At 48.6% G+C, this 20021-nt stretch carries 15 protein-coding genes, 1 tRNA gene and 1 pseudogene; 10 read left to right on the top strand and 7 right to left on the bottom strand.

What is annotated here, in order from left to right; genetic code table 11:
* Window positions 1-75: 75 nt before the first annotated feature.
* The 5 genes from H164_RS0109675 to H164_RS0109655 all read left to right on the top strand — a co-directional run bounded on the left by H164_RS0109675 (window position 76) and on the right by H164_RS0109655 (window position 5393).
* Window positions 76-147: transfer RNA gene (locus tag H164_RS0109675), tRNA-Arg, on the top strand.
* Window positions 148-201: 54 nt separating this feature from the next.
* Entirely contained in the window at window positions 202-990 is a 789-nt protein-coding gene (locus H164_RS0109670) for an ADP-ribosylglycohydrolase family protein (protein ID WP_019968433.1), read from the top strand.
* A 30-nt stretch (window positions 991-1020) separates the two neighbouring features.
* Window positions 1021-2019: a bifunctional diaminohydroxyphosphoribosylaminopyrimidine deaminase/5-amino-6-(5-phosphoribosylamino)uracil reductase RibD gene (gene ribD, locus H164_RS0109665; protein WP_019968432.1), complete on the top strand. Its 999-nt coding sequence runs from the start codon at window positions 1021-1023 to the stop codon at window positions 2017-2019.
* A 246-nt stretch (window positions 2020-2265) separates the two neighbouring features.
* Window positions 2266-4140 carry a DEAD/DEAH box helicase gene (locus H164_RS0109660; protein WP_025829917.1) on the top strand — a complete coding sequence of 625 codons (1875 nt, stop codon included), beginning with the start codon at window positions 2266-2268 and terminating at the stop codon, window positions 4138-4140.
* A gap of 128 nt (window positions 4141-4268) precedes the next feature.
* Window positions 4269-5393, top strand: coding sequence for a TlpA disulfide reductase family protein (locus tag H164_RS0109655; protein ID WP_019968430.1), 1125 nt, complete (start codon window positions 4269-4271; stop codon window positions 5391-5393).
* Between the two features lie 743 nt (window positions 5394-6136).
* Here the strand turns inward: H164_RS0109655 and H164_RS0109650 are convergent.
* Complete coding sequence (locus tag H164_RS0109650) at window positions 6137-7681, bottom strand: AraC family transcriptional regulator (RefSeq protein ID WP_019968429.1); 1545 nt, start codon at window positions 7679-7681, stop codon at window positions 6137-6139.
* Between the two features lie 287 nt (window positions 7682-7968).
* On the opposite strand from H164_RS0109650, the gene H164_RS0109640 reads away from it, so the two are divergent.
* Window positions 7969-9447, top strand: a complete 1479-nt coding sequence (locus tag H164_RS0109640; protein ID WP_019968427.1) for an L-fucose/L-arabinose isomerase family protein — start codon at window positions 7969-7971, stop codon at window positions 9445-9447.
* 125 nt (window positions 9448-9572) lie between these two features.
* On the opposite strand, the pseudogene H164_RS16105 reads toward H164_RS0109640, so the two are convergent.
* Window positions 9573-9653: pseudogene (locus H164_RS16105) on the bottom strand (transposase); the annotation flags it as partial.
* Between the two features lie 422 nt (window positions 9654-10075).
* Here H164_RS16105 and H164_RS0109635 point away from each other — a divergent pair.
* Window positions 10076-10576 carry a DUF192 domain-containing protein gene (locus H164_RS0109635; protein ID WP_248616197.1) on the top strand — a complete coding sequence of 167 codons (501 nt, stop codon included), beginning with the start codon at window positions 10076-10078 and terminating at the stop codon, window positions 10574-10576.
* A gap of 294 nt (window positions 10577-10870) precedes the next feature.
* On the opposite strand, the gene H164_RS0109630 is transcribed toward H164_RS0109635, so the two are convergent.
* From H164_RS0109630 to H164_RS0109610, 5 genes are all read right to left on the bottom strand, one after another.
* Window positions 10871-11062: a hypothetical protein gene (locus H164_RS0109630; protein WP_019968425.1), complete on the bottom strand. Its 192-nt coding sequence runs from the start codon at window positions 11060-11062 to the stop codon at window positions 10871-10873.
* Window positions 11063-11073: 11 nt separating this feature from the next.
* Complete coding sequence (locus H164_RS0109625) at window positions 11074-12447, bottom strand: leucine-rich repeat protein (RefSeq protein ID WP_019968424.1); 1374 nt, start codon at window positions 12445-12447, stop codon at window positions 11074-11076.
* Between the two features lie 412 nt (window positions 12448-12859).
* Window positions 12860-14524, bottom strand: coding sequence for a putative transporter (locus H164_RS0109620; RefSeq protein WP_019968423.1), 1665 nt, complete (start codon window positions 14522-14524; stop codon window positions 12860-12862).
* 5 nt (window positions 14525-14529) lie between these two features.
* Window positions 14530-15348, bottom strand: coding sequence for a bifunctional hydroxymethylpyrimidine kinase/phosphomethylpyrimidine kinase (locus H164_RS0109615; RefSeq protein WP_019968422.1), 819 nt, complete (start codon window positions 15346-15348; stop codon window positions 14530-14532).
* A 118-nt stretch (window positions 15349-15466) separates the two neighbouring features.
* Window positions 15467-16702, bottom strand: a complete 1236-nt coding sequence (locus H164_RS0109610; protein WP_019968421.1) for an XAC2610-related protein — start codon at window positions 16700-16702, stop codon at window positions 15467-15469.
* Between the two features lie 182 nt (window positions 16703-16884).
* On the opposite strand from H164_RS0109610, the gene H164_RS0109605 reads away from it, so the two are divergent.
* From H164_RS0109605 to H164_RS0109590, 3 genes are all read left to right on the top strand, one after another.
* A complete protein-coding gene (locus H164_RS0109605; RefSeq protein ID WP_019968420.1) occupies window positions 16885-17259 on the top strand; it encodes a pyridoxamine 5'-phosphate oxidase family protein in 375 nt (124 codons plus the stop codon).
* 946 nt (window positions 17260-18205) lie between these two features.
* Window positions 18206-18760 carry an RNA polymerase sigma-70 factor gene (locus H164_RS0109595; RefSeq protein WP_019968418.1) on the top strand — a complete coding sequence of 185 codons (555 nt, stop codon included), beginning with the start codon at window positions 18206-18208 and terminating at the stop codon, window positions 18758-18760.
* Between the two features lie 150 nt (window positions 18761-18910).
* Window positions 18911-19774, top strand: a complete 864-nt coding sequence (locus tag H164_RS0109590; RefSeq protein ID WP_238315173.1) for a FecR family protein — start codon at window positions 18911-18913, stop codon at window positions 19772-19774.
* The last annotated feature ends 247 nt before the right edge of the window (window positions 19775-20021 follow it).

The raw sequence follows: 20021 nt of genomic DNA, 5'->3' as shown, positions 1-20021 counted from the left end.
CTGCACTCGGCAAATTAGAACAAGTTCTCTTTGCGCTCGTTGGCAATATCTTTGCATATCATACGCTTGTAGTGGGGTCTCATAGTTCAATGGATAGAACAAGTCTCTCCTAAAGATTAGATCCGAGTTCGATTCTCGGTGAGACCACAACAAGGAGCCATGGCTCTGCAACATCTATCAACCCGTATTAACCTTACTGCCATGCTTGGAGCTATCATTGGAGACATTGTCGGTTCACGCTTTGAATTTTCAAAGCAAACAACATCGGATTTTGAACTTTTTACGCCTGATTGTAACTTCACAGACGACACGATTTGCACGGTAGCCATAGCTGATGCTATCTTGCACAATCAGCCATATGGCGAGACGCTTCACGCTTGGTGCCGCCGCTATCCCACCCCTATGGGAGGCTATGGTGACAAGTTTTCGCTTTGGGTGGAAAGTGAAAATCCGCAGCCATATGGCAGCAGTGGCAACGGTTCGGCCATGAGAGTGAGTCCCATCGGCTGGCTTTTCGATGACTATCATGACGTGCTTCGCGAGGCAGAAAAGAGTGCCGTTGTGAGCCATAATCACCCCGATGGCATCAACGGGGCACAGTGTGTGGCCACCCTTATCTACTGGCTTCGCACCTGTCGCATCACAAAAGACGAGATAGAAAGTGCCGTTCGGCGCAACTTCGGCTACCATCTTACGTCGCTTCGTGACATTTATAAGATCGGAAGTGAGGCCCATTTCGACGGCTTATGTAATGAGACTGTGCCTTATGCCATCAGTTGTTTCATGGAAAGTCAAAGCTTTGAAGACGCCATACGCACAGCAGTTGCGGCCGGAGGTGACACGGATACGAAGGCTGCTATCTGTGGTTCTATCGCCGAATCTTACTATGAAATACCTGAAGAAATGGTTGAGAAAGCCTATTCATATCTGCCGGACGAGATGCTTGATGTCATCACCTTGTTTCACGAAAAAATACAGAACGGACTCTGATATCAAAGATTTTTTGTAAGTTTGTAGGCGATGGAGCATGAATATTACATGAAACGTTGCCTGCAATTGGCCGAGAACGGACGGCTGAAAGCAAAGCCCAACCCAATGGTAGGAGCTGTGATTGTGGCCCAAGGTCATATCATCGGCGAGGGCTATCACATGCATTTCGGCGGGCCACATGCCGAGGTTAACGCCTTTACAAGCGTCAAACCGGAAGACAATCCCTTGTTACCAGAGGCCACAATCTACGTGTCATTAGAACCTTGTTCCCACTATGGAAAGACGCCGCCTTGTGCAGATTTGATCATCAGCAAGGGCATCAAGCGATGCGTCTGTGGCTGTATTGACCCCTTTGCAAAGGTGCAGGGACGTGGCATTCAACGCATGCGAGAGGCCGGAATCGAGGTCATCGTGGGCGTCATGGAGCAGCAATGTCTGGCTTTGAACCGCCGTTTCATCACGTTCAACGAGCAACATCGCCCCTACATCATTTTGAAGTGGGCACAGACCGCCAATGGTTTTATTGCCCGGAAAGACGGCCCTTTGCAGCTTTCCACGCCCGAAACACAGCTATTGGTGCACAAGATGCGGGCCGAAAATGATGCCATTCTCGTTGGTCATACCACCTTTCTGACCGATCATCCCCGTCTCGACGTGCGTCAATGGAGCGGCCCTAACCCTGAGCGCATCGTACTTTCGCCCTCCATGTCGGCTGCAAACGAACGGCCCGAAGGCTGGATTGTGGCTGCCACCATCGATGAAGTGCTGGCCCGACTTTATGCCGAAAAGAAGCAAAGTCTTATCGTTGAGGGGGGCAATAAGACCCTGCAAGCGTTCCTTGAACGCGGACTTTGGGACGAAATACGCGTGGAAACGGCTCCCACAACCATTGCTGAAGGCATCGCTGCCCCGCCCATTCCGGGCAACACATGCGTTATAAAGACAGAACAAATCGGCGGAAATCAAATCACCACCTTATGCCCGATTGTTCTCTCATCAACCAAGACAATAATGCCCAAACGGCCGTAATTGCGTCCTCTTTCTTCTGGAGGGGCCGGGTGAAACTCCCTCCCTTAGGGAGAGCCGGGGTGGGTATTTTATGCTTTTTTACCTTTTTTCTTTCTCCTTGTTCACGGAGAATGTTTACCTTTGCAGCCGACTTTGAGGAAGTTGGAGTTAAACATAGGTAATCAACTTCCATGGATTCAGAAGGTGAGTACGCCCGGATTAAATGGCTGGGAGGGCGTTTGTACCTTCACATTTAATCAGAAAAAATTGAAAACATTTGAAGAATTGGGCGTCAGCGAAGCGATTCGCCGCGCCATTGAAGAGTTGGGTTTCGAACATCCGATGGCTGTTCAGGAAGAAGTAATCCCTTATTTGTTGGGCAACAAGAACGATGTCATCGCACTTGCACAGACAGGTACGGGCAAAACGGCAGCCTTCGGACTGCCTTTATTGCAGAAGGTCGATGCACAAAACCGTGCAACACAGGCCATCGTTTTGAGTCCTACGCGCGAGCTCTGCGTGCAGATTGCCGACGACTTGAAGGATTTCAGCAAGTATATCGACGGTCTTCACGTGGTTCCGGTGTATGGAGGGGCCGATATTCGCCCGCAGATTCGCGCCATAAAGCATGGCGTTCAGATTGTTGTTGCAACGCCCGGACGATTGGTAGACCTTATCAATCGCGGCGTAATGGAGCTCAGTCAGGTCAATAACGTGGTGCTCGACGAGGCCGATGAGATGCTGAACATGGGCTTTTCCGACAGCATCAACGCCATATTCGAGCAGCTTCCGGAAGACAGGAACACGCTTCTTTTCTCAGCAACCATGAGCCGTGAGGTGGAGAAAGTAGCCAAAAGCTATCTCCACGACTATAAGGAAATCGTCGTGGGCAGCCGAAACGAGGGTGCGGAACACGTGAACCACATCTACTATCTTGTGCATTCCAAGGACAAATATCACGCCTTGAAACGCATCGTCGACTTTCATCCGCGCATCTTCGCCATTGTTTTCTGTCGCACAAAGCTCGAGACGCAGGAGATAGCCGACAAGCTGATCAAAGACGGTTACAATGCCGAAGCCTTGCATGGCGACCTGAGTCAGCAGCAAAGAGACCTCACCATGCAGAAGTTCCGCCGCCATACGGTGCAGCTACTTGTGGCAACCGACGTGGCAGCACGAGGGCTCGACGTGGACGACCTTACCCATGTCATCAACTACGGACTGCCCGATGACATCGAAAGCTACACACATCGAAGCGGAAGAACGGGACGTGCGGGCAAGAAAGGCACCTCTATCAGCATCATACACATCAAGGAGAAGTGGAAAGTAAGGCAGATTGAGAAGCAAATCGGCAAGGACTTTATCGACGGAGAACTGCCGAAAGCCGAGGAGATCTGCAAGAAACAGCTTTTTAAAGTGATGGACGACATCATGAAAACCGACGTTGATGAGGACCAAATCGCACCCTATATGGACGACATCATGCGCCGTTTTGAGTATGTTGACAAGGAGGACATCATCAAGAAAATGGTCACCGTCACCTTCGGACGCTTCTTGGATTACTACCGGAATGCGCCCGAAATAGAGAAGCCGATGGCCGGAAAAGCCAGCCGAAGTGAGCGAAGCGAGCGCACGATGCGGGGCAAAGTGAGTGGCGGACGCCGCAAGCATGAGGCCGAAAGCGGCTATCGCAGGCTCTTCATCAACCTTGGAAAGAGCGACGGTTTCTATCCCGGTGAAATCATGCAATACCTCAACAAGCATGTTCACGGGCGGCAGGAAGTGGGCCATATCGACCTGCTTCAGAAGTTCTCTTATATAGAAGTGCCCGAAGATGACGCGCAACGGGTGATGAATGCCTTGAACGGAACGAGCTATAAGGGCCGCGAAGTGCGCTGTAATGATGCCGATGACACCGGTCACGGACGCGGAAACCGGGACAACCGCAAGGAAAAAGGCAACCGAGGTGGGCGTTCCGGCAAGCGAACGGAGGAGCGTCAGCCCCGTCGTCAGCGTCAACATGAGACCGGAAACGAGACAGATTGGCGCAGTCTTATCAATGGAAGTGACTTCAAACTCAAGGGCGAAGTGCCCGATTTCAGCGAAGAAGGCTGGGCAAGAAGGCGTCCGAAAAAGAAATAAAAATACTTAAAGAAAGGCTCTGAATGCTACATTCAGGGCCTTTATTTTATATTTTTGCGTTTGTAAGAGCTGCGATGGCCCGACCATGGCAGCCGTTTTGCATCAATAATCACAAAAGACAAAGAAAGATGAATAAAATGTTTTTAGGCCTTTCGCTGCTGCTTTGCGCGCAGACGGCAGCTGCCACAGACGGCAATTTCACGGTGAAAGCCGAATTGAAGAACTTCGGTGACACCGTGGTGGCCCTTATTCCACAAGACAACGGCTACCGTCGCGACACCATTCTTGTGAAGAACGACCGGTTCAATGCAACGCTTCGGCTGGACGAACCCAAGGATATTTTCCTCGTATCGATGGGAACTTTGCACCGAACGGAGCGCAAACGACTCAACATTATAGCTGTTCCCGGCGAGACAGTCGAGCTGAAAGGCGACCTCAATTCGCGCTATGATATCGGCGGAAGCAGGTTCTATCAGCAGTATGGACAGTTCGACCGAGAACTCGAAGTGGCCCAGAAAGCACTTCAAGACTTCACGGAAAGTCTTTCAAAACGCATCGAAGCGGGAGAGGAACGCGCCAAGGTGATGAAAGAATATGAGGAAAAGGCGCCCGGGTTCGAGCAGAAAATCAACGATGCCATCATGGGTTTTGTCAAGTCGCATCCCGATTGGGAGGCCGCAGCCGCAGCCGTTACGTCTTTGGAAGGCGAGAAAATCGAGGAAGCGGCCAAGCTGCTTTCCGCCACAGTAAAGGCCGGACGAATGAAGAGTTACCTGCAACGTGCCATTGATGATTACAAGAAACAGGCCGAAGCCGAGGCTAAATCGAAGGCTGCACAGGCTGCCGGTGTCGTGGCACCTGACTTCACATTGAACGATATTCACGGCAAACCGCTGTCGCTTTCGAGCCTGAAAGGCAAGTATGTGCTGCTTGATTTCTGGGGTTCATGGTGCATTTGGTGTATCCGCGGCATGCCTCAAATGAAGGAATATTATAAGAAATATGCCGGAAAATTCGAGATTTTGGGCATCGACTGCAACGACCCGGAAGACAAATGGAAAGCGGCCGTGAAGAAACATGAGCTGCCTTGGCTCCATGTCTACAATCCGAAAGACAGCAAGGTGCTTTCCGATTACGGCGTGAGGGGCTTCCCCACGAAGATACTTGTAGGTCCCGACGGTAAGATTGTGAGGACGGTCGTGGGCGAAGACCCTGCATTTTATCAGTTCATGGACGAGACTTTTGGGAAATAACACGCTCTCGGTGCATCGCAATTTCAAATAAAACGCCCGTCGTTAGGCACGCATCAAAACATTGAATGCAAGTGGTTGGTTCGCAACAGCATGGGTATTGAGAACCAATAACTTGCATGCGATGTTTCAAAGTCAGCCCTATGACGTTTCAATCTCACCCATTTTACCGTGCAATATGGGTTATATTGCGCGGTGAAATGGCTGGGATTACCGTACAAAATGGCTAAGATTAAAACACGAGTTTCAAGTCGTTGATAATCAATAGGAGCGACACTCCACTCCATTCGAATGCATGTAGGGACGCACGGTTCGTGCGTCCGTTCTAACAATCCTGCACTTGTGTTTCATTCTCCTTGCGCGGACGCACGAACCGTGCGTCCCTACATACCTCGCAGCATGCAACTCGTCCACCCCGTCCACTTGTTTATTTGTCAACCGCACAGTGCGGACGCACGAGCCGTGTGTCCCTACATACCCACATTGTCCGTATTAATGCATAAAATAATTGATTGAACGAGCTGCTCGAATGCATGTAGGGACGCACGGCTCGTGCGTCCGTTCCAATGCTTCGGTACATTTGCCTCCAATTCCTCTTGCGCGGACGCACGGACCGTGCGTCCCTACATACCTCGCAGCATGCAACTCGTCCACTCCGTCCACTTGTTTATTTATCAACTACGCGGCGCGGACGCACAGGCCGTGCGTCCCTATATCGCTATCATGGGCATGTTGTGGGGCAACGGCTATTCGGCGTGCGTGCCCGATGCCGTAGGTTGATGGCCGAAATGCTCTTTGTAGCACTTCGAAAAATAGGAGGGAGATGAGAAGCCTACTTCATAAGAGACCTCCGAAACGTTCATTCCGCCTTGCCGGAGCAGTCGGTCGGCCTGCTGCAAGCGCGTGATGCGAATGATTTCCACGGGCGATGAGTCGGTGATGGTCTTCACCTTGCGGTAGAGCTGCACGCGACTCATGCCCAATTGTGCGGCCAATAGCTCGACACTAAAGGCTGAATCGGACAGGTTTTTGATGATGCAATCGAAGATACGGTTCATAAATTTGGTATCGGCATCAAGCACATTGTCGGCCGATTCGGCTGCGGGCAGTTGGGCAAGGCGTTCCATTCGGTTGCGCTGCTCGTTGAGTTGCATATAGTGTTGCAGCTTTTCGGTGATGGCTTTCTCGGTCATTCGGTGGCGATAGACGGCCATTCGGTAGACATAAATAAAGATGCCGACGAGCAGAATGAGGATAATCATCGTGAAAAGCAGGTAGACCTTTTGGTGATGATAGCGCACAAAGAAGAGGTCGAGCTTCTTGTGAAGGTCTTGAATGCGCTGTTGTTGCATGTTCATCTCGTCGGCCTGCATGCGCATCAGCGGTGCTTTGTCGGGCGTGACGAGGGCCGATTGTAACAGGTTTTCCTTGCTGTAGGGCCGGTGTTTCAGTATGTTCAGGGCCAGTTTCAGCACAAGGTCGCCGCGTGTGGGATAGATATAAGAGGCCGAGAGCACGCTGTCGGCCACGAGCCTCATACCACCTTCGGGACCGAGAAGGGCGTCGACGCCGCACAATTTGGTGTGTTTGCCGAGCACGCCTGCCTCAAGTGCGCCCATTGCCATGCGGTCGTTCTGAGCGAAAATATAGTCGATCGTGGCACAAAAGTCGGCTCCTTGGCGTCGTTTCAGGTCTAAAATGGCGTGCTTTCCGCTTGCTTTCGTCCAGTCGCCTTGCAGACTGACGAGCTTGATGCCCGGATATTTGCTGATGCTTTGCATGAAACCGCGGTGTCGGTCGGCCGCCGGAGAGGAGCCTTTCAGCCCCATGATTTCGACAACGGAACCGCGATGGCTTGTTTGTCGGGCTACAAAGTCGCCTATTTGCCGGCCTATTTCCTCGTTGTCCGCCCCGATGAAGGCCGTGTATGCACCGTCTGTGCGGCGGTCGAAAAGGATGACGGGAATGCCTTTCTGCATGGCTTTGTTGACAACGGGCGTGATGGCGTGTACCTGATTGGGCGAAATGACCAGCAAGTCTACACCTTCTTTGATGAATTGTTCTATCTGTCGGATTTGCAACGTGTCGTTGTCATCGGCCGAAGCAAACTGCAACGACACCTCATCTTCAGGGAAAGTAGCCGTCTTGAGCTCCTCGTTCAGCTTGTCGCGCCATATATCTTCCGAGCATTGCGACACGCCGATGACATACCGCTTCCCCTCTTTTCCTTGGCAGCAGCATAGGAGGAAGCACGCAAGAAAGGCTGTTATGATGACAAGCGACTTGTTCATACGTTCGTATTCTTGATGAAAACAATGACAAAGATAGCATAAAATCCGATAAGTTCAAAAAAACATGGGGGATATATGAAAAGCGTTCTGCCCGCATGCTCCATCGGTTTGCACGCTTGGAGGCTGCTATTGATAAAGAACGCGGGTTGTACAGTGTTGCCATTACACTAAAAGTTAAAGATAGTTAGAAGCAGCCAAGAAAACAATGAAAAAAGTATCACGACATTAAATTTTAGCTATCTTTGTCTTTGAAAACATAAACAATCTAACGAATAAGAGGAATTGATATGGTAAGTACGAACATCCCGACGGTCAAGCTGGGCATTATTGCCGTCAGTCGTGACTGTTTTCCAATCGCACTGTCTACTAAAAGACGCGAAAACATCGTAGAAGCTTACAAGGGCGAACTGTTTAATTGCAAAACAACCGTGGAGAACGAGCACGACATGCTCAAGGCTGTTGCCGAAGTGAAAGCGGCCGGTTGCAATGCATTGGTGGTGTTCTTGGGTAACTTCGGCCCCGAGACACCCGAGACATTGATAGCAAAATACTTCGACGGCCCTTGCATGTTCGTGGCCGCAGCCGAGGGAGATGGCGACCTGATCAATGGTCGTGGCGACGCTTTCTGCGGCATGTTGAACTGCTCTTACAATCTTGGTATGCGCCACATCAAGGGCTATATCCCCGAATATCCGGTGGGAACGGCCGAAGATGTGGCCCGAATGATGGCCGAATTCGTGCCCGTTGCGCGCACGGTCATCGGCTTGAAAGGCTTGAAAATCATTACTTTCGGTCCGCGTCCGCAGGACTTCTTTGCCTGTAACGCACCCATCAAGGGACTTTACGAACTGGGAGTAGAGATTGAAGAAAACTCCGAATTGGACCTCTTGGTGGCCTATAAAGCACACGAAAATGACCCGCGTATTGACGCAGTTTGCGAGGATATGGCCAACGAAATGGGCTGCGGTAAGTTCTATCCCGACCTGAGTCGGCGCATGGCTCAATTTGAACTTACGTTGCTGGATTGGGCAGATCAGCACAAAGGATCACGTGAGTTTGTGGCCTTTGCCGATAAATGCTGGCCCGCATTTCCAAAGGAATTCGGTTTCGAACCCTGCTATGTTAACTCGCGATTGGTGAGCCGTGGCATCCCTGTGGCATGTGAGGTTGACATCTATGGTGCGCTGTCTGAGTATATTGGAATGTGTGCTTCGGGCGACACAGTGACCCTTCTTGACATCAATAATTCCGTGCCTCAATACATCTATGACGAGGATATTAAGGGCAAATATGACTACCGTCTGACCGATACCTTCATGGGATTCCATTGCGGAAACACGCCCGAATGCAAGATGTGTAGCACACGTGCCATCAAATTCCAGCTCATTCAAAACCGCCTTTTGGAGAATGGAGGCACGCCAGACTTCACACGTGGTACGCTCGAAGGAGACATTGCAGCCAGCAAGGTGACCTTCTATCGCCTGCAATGTGACGCACAAGGCAACCTCAGATCATACATCGCCGAGGGTGAAGTGCTTGATGTTCCGACGCGTTCTTTCGGTGGTATCGGTATATTCGCTATCCCCGAGATGGGCCGTTTCTACCGTCATGTGCTCGTAGAGAAGGGCTATCCGCATCATGGGGCAGTGGCTTTCGACCACGTGGGCAAGACGCTTTTCGAGGTGTTCAAGTATCTTGGCATCAAAGATATCGCTTATAACCAACCCGCAAGTCTGCCTTATCCGACGGAAAACCCGTTTAAGTGATATTCACCCCAACTCTTCCAAAAGCCTCTCCCCCGACCCCTCCCCGAAGAGGGAGGGGGAGTAAAATGCAAATAGACCTTGCGAACATTCTAATCCGCAAGGTCTATTCAATTTATCATCCATCATTTAGTTAACTCGGCATCTAAATTCTTGCAGAACTCATCCAATATACAAAAGATTTCTGTAACTTTGTCTGTGGTAATCATCGCTATATATGTTTTGTAAATTATTGATTTTCAACTATAAAGTTACAAAATAATAGTGAGATTACCAACTTTTTAGGGCACTTTCTTATCCCGAACAGGCGTATAATGGTAAGCGTTCTGGTGCCTACACCATATTATTAACCTCTTTCCACATGCTTCTTCGCGTGTTTTTAGACATGCCCAACAGACGAACAGGGCAATCGATAGAACGAGGTGGAAAGGCAGCAAGTTACATTCTTAGTTATACCAAATTGGCCTTTGCAAGCATCTGCAACATAAACAAAATATTTGCTTTCAGCGTGGCAAAAAATAACCAAGAAAAACAACAAAAACTTTTTCGTGTTTTGCAAAAAATAGATTACCTTTGCTTTCGGATAAGCTGTTTCTTATCCACAACACCATAAATTACAGACCAATAAATAATGAATTGTATTATGACTTACAAAGGATTAACCACGAAAAAGTTTTTACAGGTGCATGCGAAGCTGGTGCTGAAAGGAGCGGTTGTATTGTGCTGCGCCATTTTTAGCGCATGTTCAACATCTGTGCTCGAATTTGAGAAAAAGGATTTGGCAATTACAAATCTTGACGGCAAGACCATTCCCATAACAGTTGAGCTTGCCCGCTCTCGCCGAGAGATGACAAAAGGCTTTATGGGGCGCACAAATATTCCCGATGGAACGGGCATGCTTTTTGTGTTTAAAAGAGACCAAAAGATCGCCTTCTGGATGAAAGACACGCCTACGCCCCTTTCAATCGCGTTCATCAGTGCAAGTGGCGAAATCTGCGAAACACGCGATATGGCTCCGTTCAGCAAGGCAAGTGTAGAGTCGTCGCAATCTGTGCGCTATGCGCTCGAAGTTCCGCAAGGCTGGTTCAAGAAGAACAACATTGGGCCGGGATGTACTATAAAGCTACCATAACCGATGCTGACGACACCTGCCGCACAAACGCAGCAGGCCAATTTGCCTGCGGTAAGCTAACAACCCAGGAGGGATTGGCGTAGTAATGGCAATTGAAATATAGGTGGTGTTTAGAGTCACAGCCATCTTATCCCGAATTGGCGTATTATTAGCTTGTAACTTCCCTCTCTTTGGGAGAGATTGGGAGGCTCCCCTTCCTCTCTTTTCAAAAAGATGGGGATGTTTTTGCAAAAAGATCTATATCTTTTTTTAATTAGATGGGGATGTTTCTGAAAGCCTTCCCATGGCTCATGCTCAATCTTCCCATGGGTTGTATTTCACAGTTGTGTTTTTTTCCTCCTCTTCTTCTTCGAAATCAGAGGACTCGGGCTTGGCCAGTCCTTCGTTTTCCCCTACTGATTTGGAGCTTACAACAAATTGTGCGATATTGTCGTTGGTGAGCAAATGGACGACTTCGATGACCGGTGTGATATATTTTCGTTTCATTGTCGTTTCGTTTATTTGAGAACTTTCTTTCCGTTGATGATATAGATGCCGTGCGTGGGGTGGAAGACGCGGCGGCCCTGCAAGTCGTAGATGATGTCTTCACCCGATGTCTTCGTGGTTCCGATACTGCGGAGGCCTGTGGTTTGGCCTGCACTGCGGGCGGCCTCGAAATCGACGATAAATCCTTTGGCAGGTGCTATGGCATCGGGCAGACAGAGACCTGCGCGATGAGCGGCCAGCTTGATGGAAGCTCCGTCGCGTGTGCCCTGCTTATAGAAGCCGATACCTTCGTCGCCATTGGCAAGGATATAATATTTATTGCCGGCGGAACTGAATTCCTGTGCTGTGGCGGTGCCGATGAGCATGTTTCCGGATACGCTTTCTTCCGTTCCCGTGACGGCTGCACGATATTCAATCGTTGTATTGGGTGCGCCTTGCAAGATGAAACCGGTTTGTTTAGGAATGATTTTACCTGCGCCGAATGCTTTCACTACGGCTTGGTCGGGTGTAGTGGGACTTCCGCTGGGCGTGATGCCCGTGATGATATAGGCCGTGCACCCCGTAGGCACGAGGAAGTTCTCGTTCTCAAGATATAGAGATGCAAAACCGGTAGCATTCATGTCGATGGCTTCTATATACTTCCCTGCTTCATCAGACCAGCCTCTTGCTGTTGCATAAAGTCCGGTCAGGTCGGTGTTGACGTATATTTTGAGATTTGGGTCTGCACCTTCAAGAGGAGAGCTGTCTCCAAATGCAATACTCAAATCACTTATAGGAACGACAGGCACCTTGCGGAGATTGACTATTTTCAGCATTGGGTTTTGCCCAAAGGCACCACCATTCATTACTTTTACCGTAGAGGGAATATCAACTGAAACTAATTTATTGTCATCAAATACATGCTCACCAATTTTTTCCAATCCCTCGGGCAGAGAAAGCTTGGTAATACTTCCACGATGGAAATTCAGTCCTTCGAGTTTTTTCAGCTTGGTACATTTGCTTAGGTCCACTTCCTTAACGTCATAGGCATGAGCGAATGCCATCCAGCCAATCTCCTCCAAACTCGACGGAAAGGTTATTGTTACGGACCCACCACCTGGAGACCAACCGTGCCCTAATGTTCCATTGAATATACCGCCTGCTATCTTAGTAATGGTGTAGGGTTGAGTCTCTCCTGATTTGTACACCGCTTCAGGAAAGGTCAGTTGTGGCGGAGTGAATACTCCACCCGATTGTGCCGACACTTCAACATGGCGGTTGGCTTGGTCTATGATTTTATAAGTGATGGTCACGCCATTGATGTTCTGTGTGAACTCCGTGGGCGATTGTGCTTTGGTCGTAAATATTACGATAAGCGAGAAGATGAGTAAATACAATCTTTTCATATTATTTTTGATTAAATGATTATACGAAGAGTGCTTGTTGTTTCCTCTTTCCCGATTGGGGAAAAAGGAAACAAAAAATCTTGGAAAATCCTGTAAGGATATTCCGAAAAATAGCTTTGTAACCTATTGTTTTTACAATATGCTGCGTATATTACGCGCGCGTATGCGCGTACCTTAATATTTATAGGTCTGCATTGTGTGTGTGTGTGTGTGTGTGTGTGTGTGTGTTAGCAAATTATTTGGAACTGCCAAATAATAAGCGTTAAAAGATGCAGAGAAATCAAAGTTTCTTTGCATCAGCATTACACCTTTTTTATAATATGCTAACATCATAACGCCGGCAAAGGTAAGACAAAAAATCGGAATGGCCAAACAAATCAGAAAAGAAATATGGGGCGTGATGCCTACGTCATTACGTTGCGAAGAACATCACGATGATTTGGGCGATGATGACACGCACGAACATGCCCAAAGGATACACCGATGCATAGCTGATGCTGGCGGTATCGCCCTTTAAGGTGTCGTTGGCATAGCCCAAGGCCATGGGATTGGCCATGCTGCCGCACAGGATTCCGCAGATGGTTCCAAAGTCGAACTTCTTCGTTTTCAGGGCAATCAGCCCCACAATGAGCACGGGAACAATCGTAATCAAGGCACCGATACCCACCCAAAGCAGGCCTTGCGGACGCATAACCGTGCCAAAGAAGTCTTTTCCGGCATCAAGTCCGAGACACGCCAGATAGAGACTCAGTCCGAGTTTGCGTAGCATCAGCGAGGCCGAACGCGTGGTATAAGAGATGAAATGCAACTTGGGGCCGAGCGCACCGATGATGATTCCCATGATGATAGGGCCACCGGCAATGCCCAATCTGACGGAGCTTTCCATGCCGGGAATACTGATAGGGATAGTCCCAAGGGCCAAACCGAGAATGATTCCAAGAAAGATACTGCCGATATTTGGCTCGTTTAAGGTCTTAACGGAGTTGCCGAAGTAACCCTCGACGTGGTTGATTGCCTCACGTTGTCCTACGACTGTGACGCGATCCCCATATTGAAGACGGAGGTCTTCTGTGGCTAATAGTTTGATATCTCCACGAATAACGCGACTCACATTCACCCCATACGACTTGCGAAGGTGCAGCTCTCCGAGGCGTTTCCCATTGAGACCGGTGCGCGTAAGCACGAGAACCCGACTCTCAACCTGCGTGTCGATGGCATTCCAATCGATGGCTTCTTTATTCCAATCCTTATTGATTTTGCGACCAAAGAGGATTTCCATGGCCCCTTCGTCTTCCTTGTTGGTGATGACAAGCAGGTCATCATTGGCTTTCAAAACAGTCTCTGCGGTGGGCACAATGACCTCGTTGCCACGCCAAATACGCGAGATAATGAACTTCAGATGGGTCATATGAGACACATCCATGATGCGTTTTTCAGTCGTAGCCGGGTTGATTACTTCGAATTCGGCAATGTAAGTGTGGTCGTTACTGTCCACAGATCGCAATGCAAGGTCGGCCGGTTTGACAAAGCATTTGCGCAGAATCACCATCGCAATGATCACGCCCAAGACACCCAAGGGATAGGAAACCGCGGTGGCAAGTGCCACGGTTCCGCTGCTCATTCCCAAGTGGCTGAGGGCCTGAGTGGCTGCACCGAGGGCCGGTGTGTTGGTGGTTGCACCGCAAAGAAGGCCCACCATGTCGGGCAAACTGACCCCGGTCAGGGGGATAAGCAGCAGGGAAAAGAGCGTCCCGACAATGATAATGGCAAGGCTCCAAAGGTTCTCTGACATGCCTTCATGGCGTAAAGAACCAAAGAAATTCGGCCCGACATGCAATCCAAGACAGTAGACAAAGATGGCCAATCCGAACGTTTCAGCATAGTCAAGTACCACGGGATCGATACTAAACCCAAGGTGTCCGGCGAGGATACCCACGAAGAATACGAAGGCAATACTAAGGGAAACGCCCATCACTTTGAGCTTTCCTAATGCCAAACCACACGCGATAATCATTGACAGCACAACCACGGTCTGAATGGAAGAGTGCGTGGTGAAGAGGCTATTTATCCAGTCCATATCCGCTAAAGAATGTTCAAATACTGCTCAAGAGGTATACCTCGGTTCTTATCCGCATTGTCCTTGTTGCGGAGAATCAGTTCATATACGCCGTCCATGGCCTTTTGTGTGGCAACAGTCAAGGGCTTATCATCAAGCAAATGCCCGATGAGTATGGCCGAAAAAATATCGCCCGTGCCGGGGAAATGAACGGGAATCTCGTCGTAGCCCAGCCTGAAATACGTATCGTCCATGTGGTTATAGCCCACAACAGCGGGCTTTCCGTCTACGGGAATGCTCGTGATGAGCGCCGATTTCGCACCTATCTTGCGCAGATGATCCAACAGGCTATAAGCTTCATCAAGGCTCACACCGTCAGGATGATACGTGCAATTGGTCAGATAACAGGCCTCGGTGTAGTTGGGATAGCACAGATGTGCCACGCTCAACATGGCCCTCATGCTCTTGATGGCGGCTGGGGTTACGCCGTTATAGAGCTTGCCTTCGTCGCCCATGATAGGGTCCACGAAGATTGTTGTGCCCGTTTCTGCCTGTTCAAGACAGTAGCGTGACACGATAGAAGCCTGTCTTTCGCTGACGATAAAGCCCGTGGCTATGGCATCAAACCTAAAGCCCAAGGCCTTCCAAACGGGGAAAACGCCTTGTATATAGTCCGTGGTATCGAGAATATTAAACTTGCCATAGTCGAGCGTATTCGATACCAATGCCGTCGGAAGATTATAGGTCGGGTGGCCGAAATAAGACAGAATAGGCAGCATGGCGGCCGTGGCTACTTTGCCATAGCCCGCCATGTCGTTGATCAAAAGAATTTGTTTCTTGCTCATTCTTACTTTGCTGTAATCGCAGACAAAGGTAGTAAAAAGTTGAGATACAACGCCTTTATGGTGGAATTAATTACAACTTACACGCTAAAATGTTGGACAATGGGGCATGAAACCATTTCTATCCGTCGATATAATACAGCACGGCATACTTCTGCCAAAGCGGAGTAAACTGTTTGAATGTGGGGTTTTGCAACTCACGTACACGGTTTCCTGCTGCGTCATAAAAGATAAGTCGGTCGTATTCCGGATAGTAACCACGTTGCACCAAGGTGGAATGAAGACGGTAATTCTGCCCGTCATATTGATACATGACATGCTCAATACATTTGTCGTTGACGTAACGAGTGTCCACAATACAACGGGCATCTTTGAAGATTGTGGGTGACTCTAAGTTGTCGAAAAAGGGTTCATGCACATATTTTCCTTGCTTCTCAGACCACAAGAAGACCCTTTTGCTTTCTGCATAATCAAGCCAAACCGCGAAGTCTCGATGTCCGTCGAAGTTGTAATCACTCTGATCTACCCAGTACTCCAGAACATTTTCGCCCAAATTAAGTGTTTGGAGATAATGTTTATTGCGGTAAATGTCAAGCTTAACTGCCTCATTTTCTGTTTTCGATTGCCATGAAATAAAGACCTCTTTATCGCCTTTCCACCACTCACGGTCCTCTTCTGCCTGTGCTTTTTGGCCTTCGGGAGTCTCTGTTTCAAAGGCTTCCGTATAGCTTTCCCAGCCCAGATGCTGCTTTTTGGGGTCCACATGGAACTCTGCTGCCCCTACATCGAGATTGCCGGAGTCGGGAATTCGTCCTATGCCGAAATTCGCTTTCTTCGATATTTTCGTGCGATAAGAGGTCCAACGGCCCTCAAATTGGTTGTTATTATAGCCGTCCTCGCCACCTTCCATTTCGTCGAAACAAATGGAATCCCTATAGATGAAGAAGTCGGAAGTGAGTCGACCGGCAAAGAAACCCGAACCGCGTTGGTTGGCATCCTCATTCAACTGATACTGCGCTTTAAGATGATATCGTTTTACAAGACTGTCAGATTCTTCGTTCGGTGCAAAGGAATGAATGGTTATGCCCCCTGTGAAACTACAGAGGTTCTGCTTCACTTTGCTCTTGCCTTCTACGTGATAATACTGTGGTTTCACAGGGTCTTTATAGATCGTGTCAAAGTGCATATAGAGCCGTTGGCCGTTGCCGATGTAGCCTAAAAAGTCGTTCTCCATCAGCAGCTGGCTGTAGTCATAGCGCAGGAGCTGCTCCTTGAGCTTGTCGTTCGGCGCTTTCGCCAAACCAGTCCAGCCCATTAAAACCAGCAAGAGCACGAGAATCGTCTGTTTCTTTGTCATGATTTCTAAAGTGTTATGATAGCAATTGCAAATATAGGAAAATTATCATAGAATGCAAACCGTAGGAAAAGAAAATGCCCCGTCAACTGTTTCTCGCTGCAAATTACCAAGAAGACAGCACCGAACTCTCACTTTTATTTCGTAACTTTGCCCACCTGTTTGAACAAAATAGAGGAACAAAAATGCTTACAGAAAAGTTTTTCGAAGTCATTCGCAATGAGGGTGTCGTCTCAATCGTGTCATGGGGGCATGCAGAACCCCACTTAGCATGCACTTGGAACAGCTATTTGGTGGTGACGGATGACGAGAGAATCCTCATTCCCGCCGCTGGAATGAAGAAGACAGAGGCCAATGTCGAGGTGAACAACCGCGTCCTTTTGGCGTTAGGCACGCGCAACGTAGAGGGCTTCAACGGCTACCAAGGCACGGGATTTCGCATAGAAGGGCGGGCAAAGTTCCTCACCACGGGGCCCGACTACGAGATGATGCATCAGAAATATCCCTTTATCAGGAGCGTATTAGAGGTGACCGTAGACGTTGCCAAGCAGATGCTTTAGGTCCGTTCCGGCCAACATGGGCATGTAGGGACTTTGATTTTGAACATTGAATTTTGAACTTTGACCTTTGAGGTTTTTGACTTTGAACATTGAACATTGAATTTTGAACTTTAGGATTAGTTCTATTAAAAAATGATTTGTAGGCAAAAGGCATGTAGGGACGCACGGTTCGTGCGTCCGCTTTTGAAAGTCCAACGTATCTTGCTATTCCTGTATCCATGTAGGGGCGCACGGTTCGTGCGTCCGTCCAAGGTAAAATGCAAGTTTAGATGCATTGGCTCGTGCGTCCCACTCCGGTTGAATGTCAAACGATATGCAGGGTTGTTTCGACGGACACACGGGCCGTGCGTCCCTACATACCCACGAGCATGGAACTTGTCTACCAGCCTACTCGTCAGCTGTCAACCAAATTGATAATCAATAGCTTACATCTTGTGTTCCAATCTCACCCATTTTGCACGGTAATCTCAGTCATTTCGCACGGTGAAATGACCCATGTTGCAGTCCGATATGGGCCATGTTGCAAGCCGGGACACTTACTTCGGCCCTCCCAATACCTACCCCGGCCCTCCCAAAGGGAGGGAGCCCGAGCTTGCGGGCATGGCGAATGCTGCACAACGTCGGCGTCGTCATCGACTTTTTCTACTCTTTTCGTCTTGCTGAGCGCCGCCTGTCTTCTGCAAAGATACAAAATCTTGCACCCCCTTTGCAAGTTTTTCGGGAAGAAAATGAAATGGTATATGTTTTTGTCCGTATGTTGTTTTGGAATCAAGCTTGCCATGTTGATTCATAAAGTGGGTTTTATATGATTGATACCTATTACTTTTCCTTTTATCGTACGGAGTCCCCTCCGGACGAAAACATAAGAAATTCTTGGCGAACCAACTAATTTTAAGTATTTTTGTCACGAGAAAAGAAAAGGAATTTTATTAGCGGAAAAGAGCACATGAACTTTAATCAGAAAGAAATCAGAAAGTTGGCAGAGGGAGACGCACGCACTTTCGAGGCATTGCACCGGACCTTTTTCCCCAAGGTCCATCAGTTTGCCCTCATGCTGCTAAAGAATGCTCAGGATGCCGACGACGTTTGTCAAATCATCTTTATGAAAGTGTGGCTGAGGCGAGCACGACTTTTAGAGGTCGCCAGCTTGGACAGCTATCTTTTCATGCTTTCAAAGAATTCCATTCTGGATTATCTGTCTTCGAGAAAGATGAAAAATAATGGCTCGGACAAGATACCGGAGAAAACGGATGCCGTAACCCCTCACGACAATCTGGTGGCAAGTGACACGCAACTACTGATAGAAATGGTCGTAGAGAATATGCCCGAGCAGCGACAAACGATCTATCGCATGAGTAGAGAGCAGCATCTGAAAAACGAAGAGATAGCCTCAAGGCTCGGCATACAGAAGAAAACGGTCGAGAATCATCTCAATCTTGCGCTAAAAGATATTAAAAATGAACTGTTCCTGATACTGTTCGTCTCGCTCTTTTGGGTGTAGCTCGTTCCCGATATGTCTTTATAGAATAAAAGAATGATTTTCAGAAAAAGGAAAAACAAATCATAAGCGTTTCATATGACAGACACGATAAGAAAAATAATCGCATATTACGCTCATCATGAGGTAAGACCGGAAACAAGAGAAAAGATTTTGAGGCGGTTGGTAGCGACGAAAGACGACAGTATCGCTACGGAAGCCTATCAGCAATTGTGGGATGAGATAGAAACGGAGGAACGTATAGAGAAAAAGCGTATGTTCTTGCGAAACCGTTTGTGGCTGAAAGTCGCAGCAGTCTTCCTGCCTGCACTTATATTCGTCGGATTGGCCGAGTTTTATGTCATTAATAACATGAAGCAGGCAGAAGCCTTTACCTTACAATATAAATATACCCGAGAAGGAGAACGCAAGGCATTCGTGTTGCCCGATGGGACGAAGGTGAATATGAAAGGTGGAACGGTAATTCAATATCCGACAACCTTTGATGGCAAAGAACGCAGACTTTACCTTGTCGGTGAGGCTTTCTTCGACATTCATCACGATAGTGCGAAGCCGTTTCACGTTATAACGCCCTATTTTGATATAACCGACATCGGCACTTCGTTCACCGTGTCGTCCTACATGACGACAGATGAGGTCTACGTCTATGTGAAAACCGGCTGCGTGGAACTCTATCCGGAAAAGGGACGCACCACATACAGGCTCTCGCAAGACGAGAGTCTTTCGTACAACGTGAAGAACGGAAGCGTCAACGTGGGCAGAGGACTTCCAAAGTTAGTGCCCGCATGGAAAACGGCACAGATCACCATTGACAATATGACGTTGGAAGAAACGATGAACAAGCTTTCTGAGGTTTATGGCGTTAAAGTTTCTATCCGTTCAAGGAAGAACCGTCGTCAATGTGTCACTGCACACTTCAACCGTGGGGAGACTCTTGAAGGAGCCCTTAGGGTCATAGGCAACATCTTTCCTGATTTCCAATACAAAATTGATGGAGACAGTGTCGTCATATACTGAGGTTTATCGGTAAACGCATGACGGGTGAGCGAGGCACCATGTTGCCTGCCGTGTGTAAAATGGCTGAGATTGCTCGGTAATACGAGTCATATTGCGCGATGAGACCAGCCATATTGCACGACGAAATAGCTGAGATTGGAAAACGAAGTGTAGGTCGTTGATTATCCATTTAGTTGACAGTTGACGAGCAAACGGGTGAACAAGTTGGTTGTTGTGCGGCATGTAGGGACTTTGATTTTGAACTTTG

Origin of the sequence: Segatella maculosa DSM 19339 = JCM 15638 (genome assembly GCF_000382385.1) — a bacterium.
Classification (GTDB): domain Bacteria; phylum Bacteroidota; class Bacteroidia; order Bacteroidales; family Bacteroidaceae; genus Prevotella; species Prevotella maculosa.
Note: the sequence above shows the minus strand (reverse complement) of the source record. Positions and strands in the feature narration are given on the sequence as shown.

What these genes read in the sequence shown, in the direction of transcription:
- H164_RS0109670 (WP_019968433.1), top strand. Translation starts at nt 202, where the DNA reads ATGCTTGGAGCTATCATTGGAGACATTGTCGGTTCACGCTTTGAATTT.
- ribD (WP_019968432.1), top strand. Translation starts at nt 1,021, where the DNA reads ATGGAGCATGAATATTACATGAAACGTTGCCTGCAATTGGCCGAGAAC.
- H164_RS0109655 (WP_019968430.1), top strand. Translation starts at nt 4,269, where the DNA reads ATGAATAAAATGTTTTTAGGCCTTTCGCTGCTGCTTTGCGCGCAGACG.
- H164_RS0109650 (WP_019968429.1), bottom strand. Translation starts at nt 7,681, where the DNA reads ATGAACAAGTCGCTTGTCATCATAACAGCCTTTCTTGCGTGCTTCCTC.
- H164_RS0109640 (WP_019968427.1), top strand. Translation starts at nt 7,969, where the DNA reads ATGGTAAGTACGAACATCCCGACGGTCAAGCTGGGCATTATTGCCGTC.
- H164_RS0109635 (WP_248616197.1), top strand. Translation starts at nt 10,076, where the DNA reads ATGAATTGTATTATGACTTACAAAGGATTAACCACGAAAAAGTTTTTA.
- H164_RS0109630 (WP_019968425.1), bottom strand. Translation starts at nt 11,062, where the DNA reads ATGAAACGAAAATATATCACACCGGTCATCGAAGTCGTCCATTTGCTC.
- H164_RS0109625 (WP_019968424.1), bottom strand. Translation starts at nt 12,447, where the DNA reads ATGAAAAGATTGTATTTACTCATCTTCTCGCTTATCGTAATATTTACG.
- H164_RS0109620 (WP_019968423.1), bottom strand. Translation starts at nt 14,524, where the DNA reads ATGGACTGGATAAATAGCCTCTTCACCACGCACTCTTCCATTCAGACC.
- H164_RS0109615 (WP_019968422.1), bottom strand. Translation starts at nt 15,348, where the DNA reads ATGAGCAAGAAACAAATTCTTTTGATCAACGACATGGCGGGCTATGGC.
- H164_RS0109610 (WP_019968421.1), bottom strand. Translation starts at nt 16,702, where the DNA reads ATGACAAAGAAACAGACGATTCTCGTGCTCTTGCTGGTTTTAATGGGC.
- H164_RS0109605 (WP_019968420.1), top strand. Translation starts at nt 16,885, where the DNA reads ATGCTTACAGAAAAGTTTTTCGAAGTCATTCGCAATGAGGGTGTCGTC.
- H164_RS0109595 (WP_019968418.1), top strand. Translation starts at nt 18,206, where the DNA reads ATGAACTTTAATCAGAAAGAAATCAGAAAGTTGGCAGAGGGAGACGCA.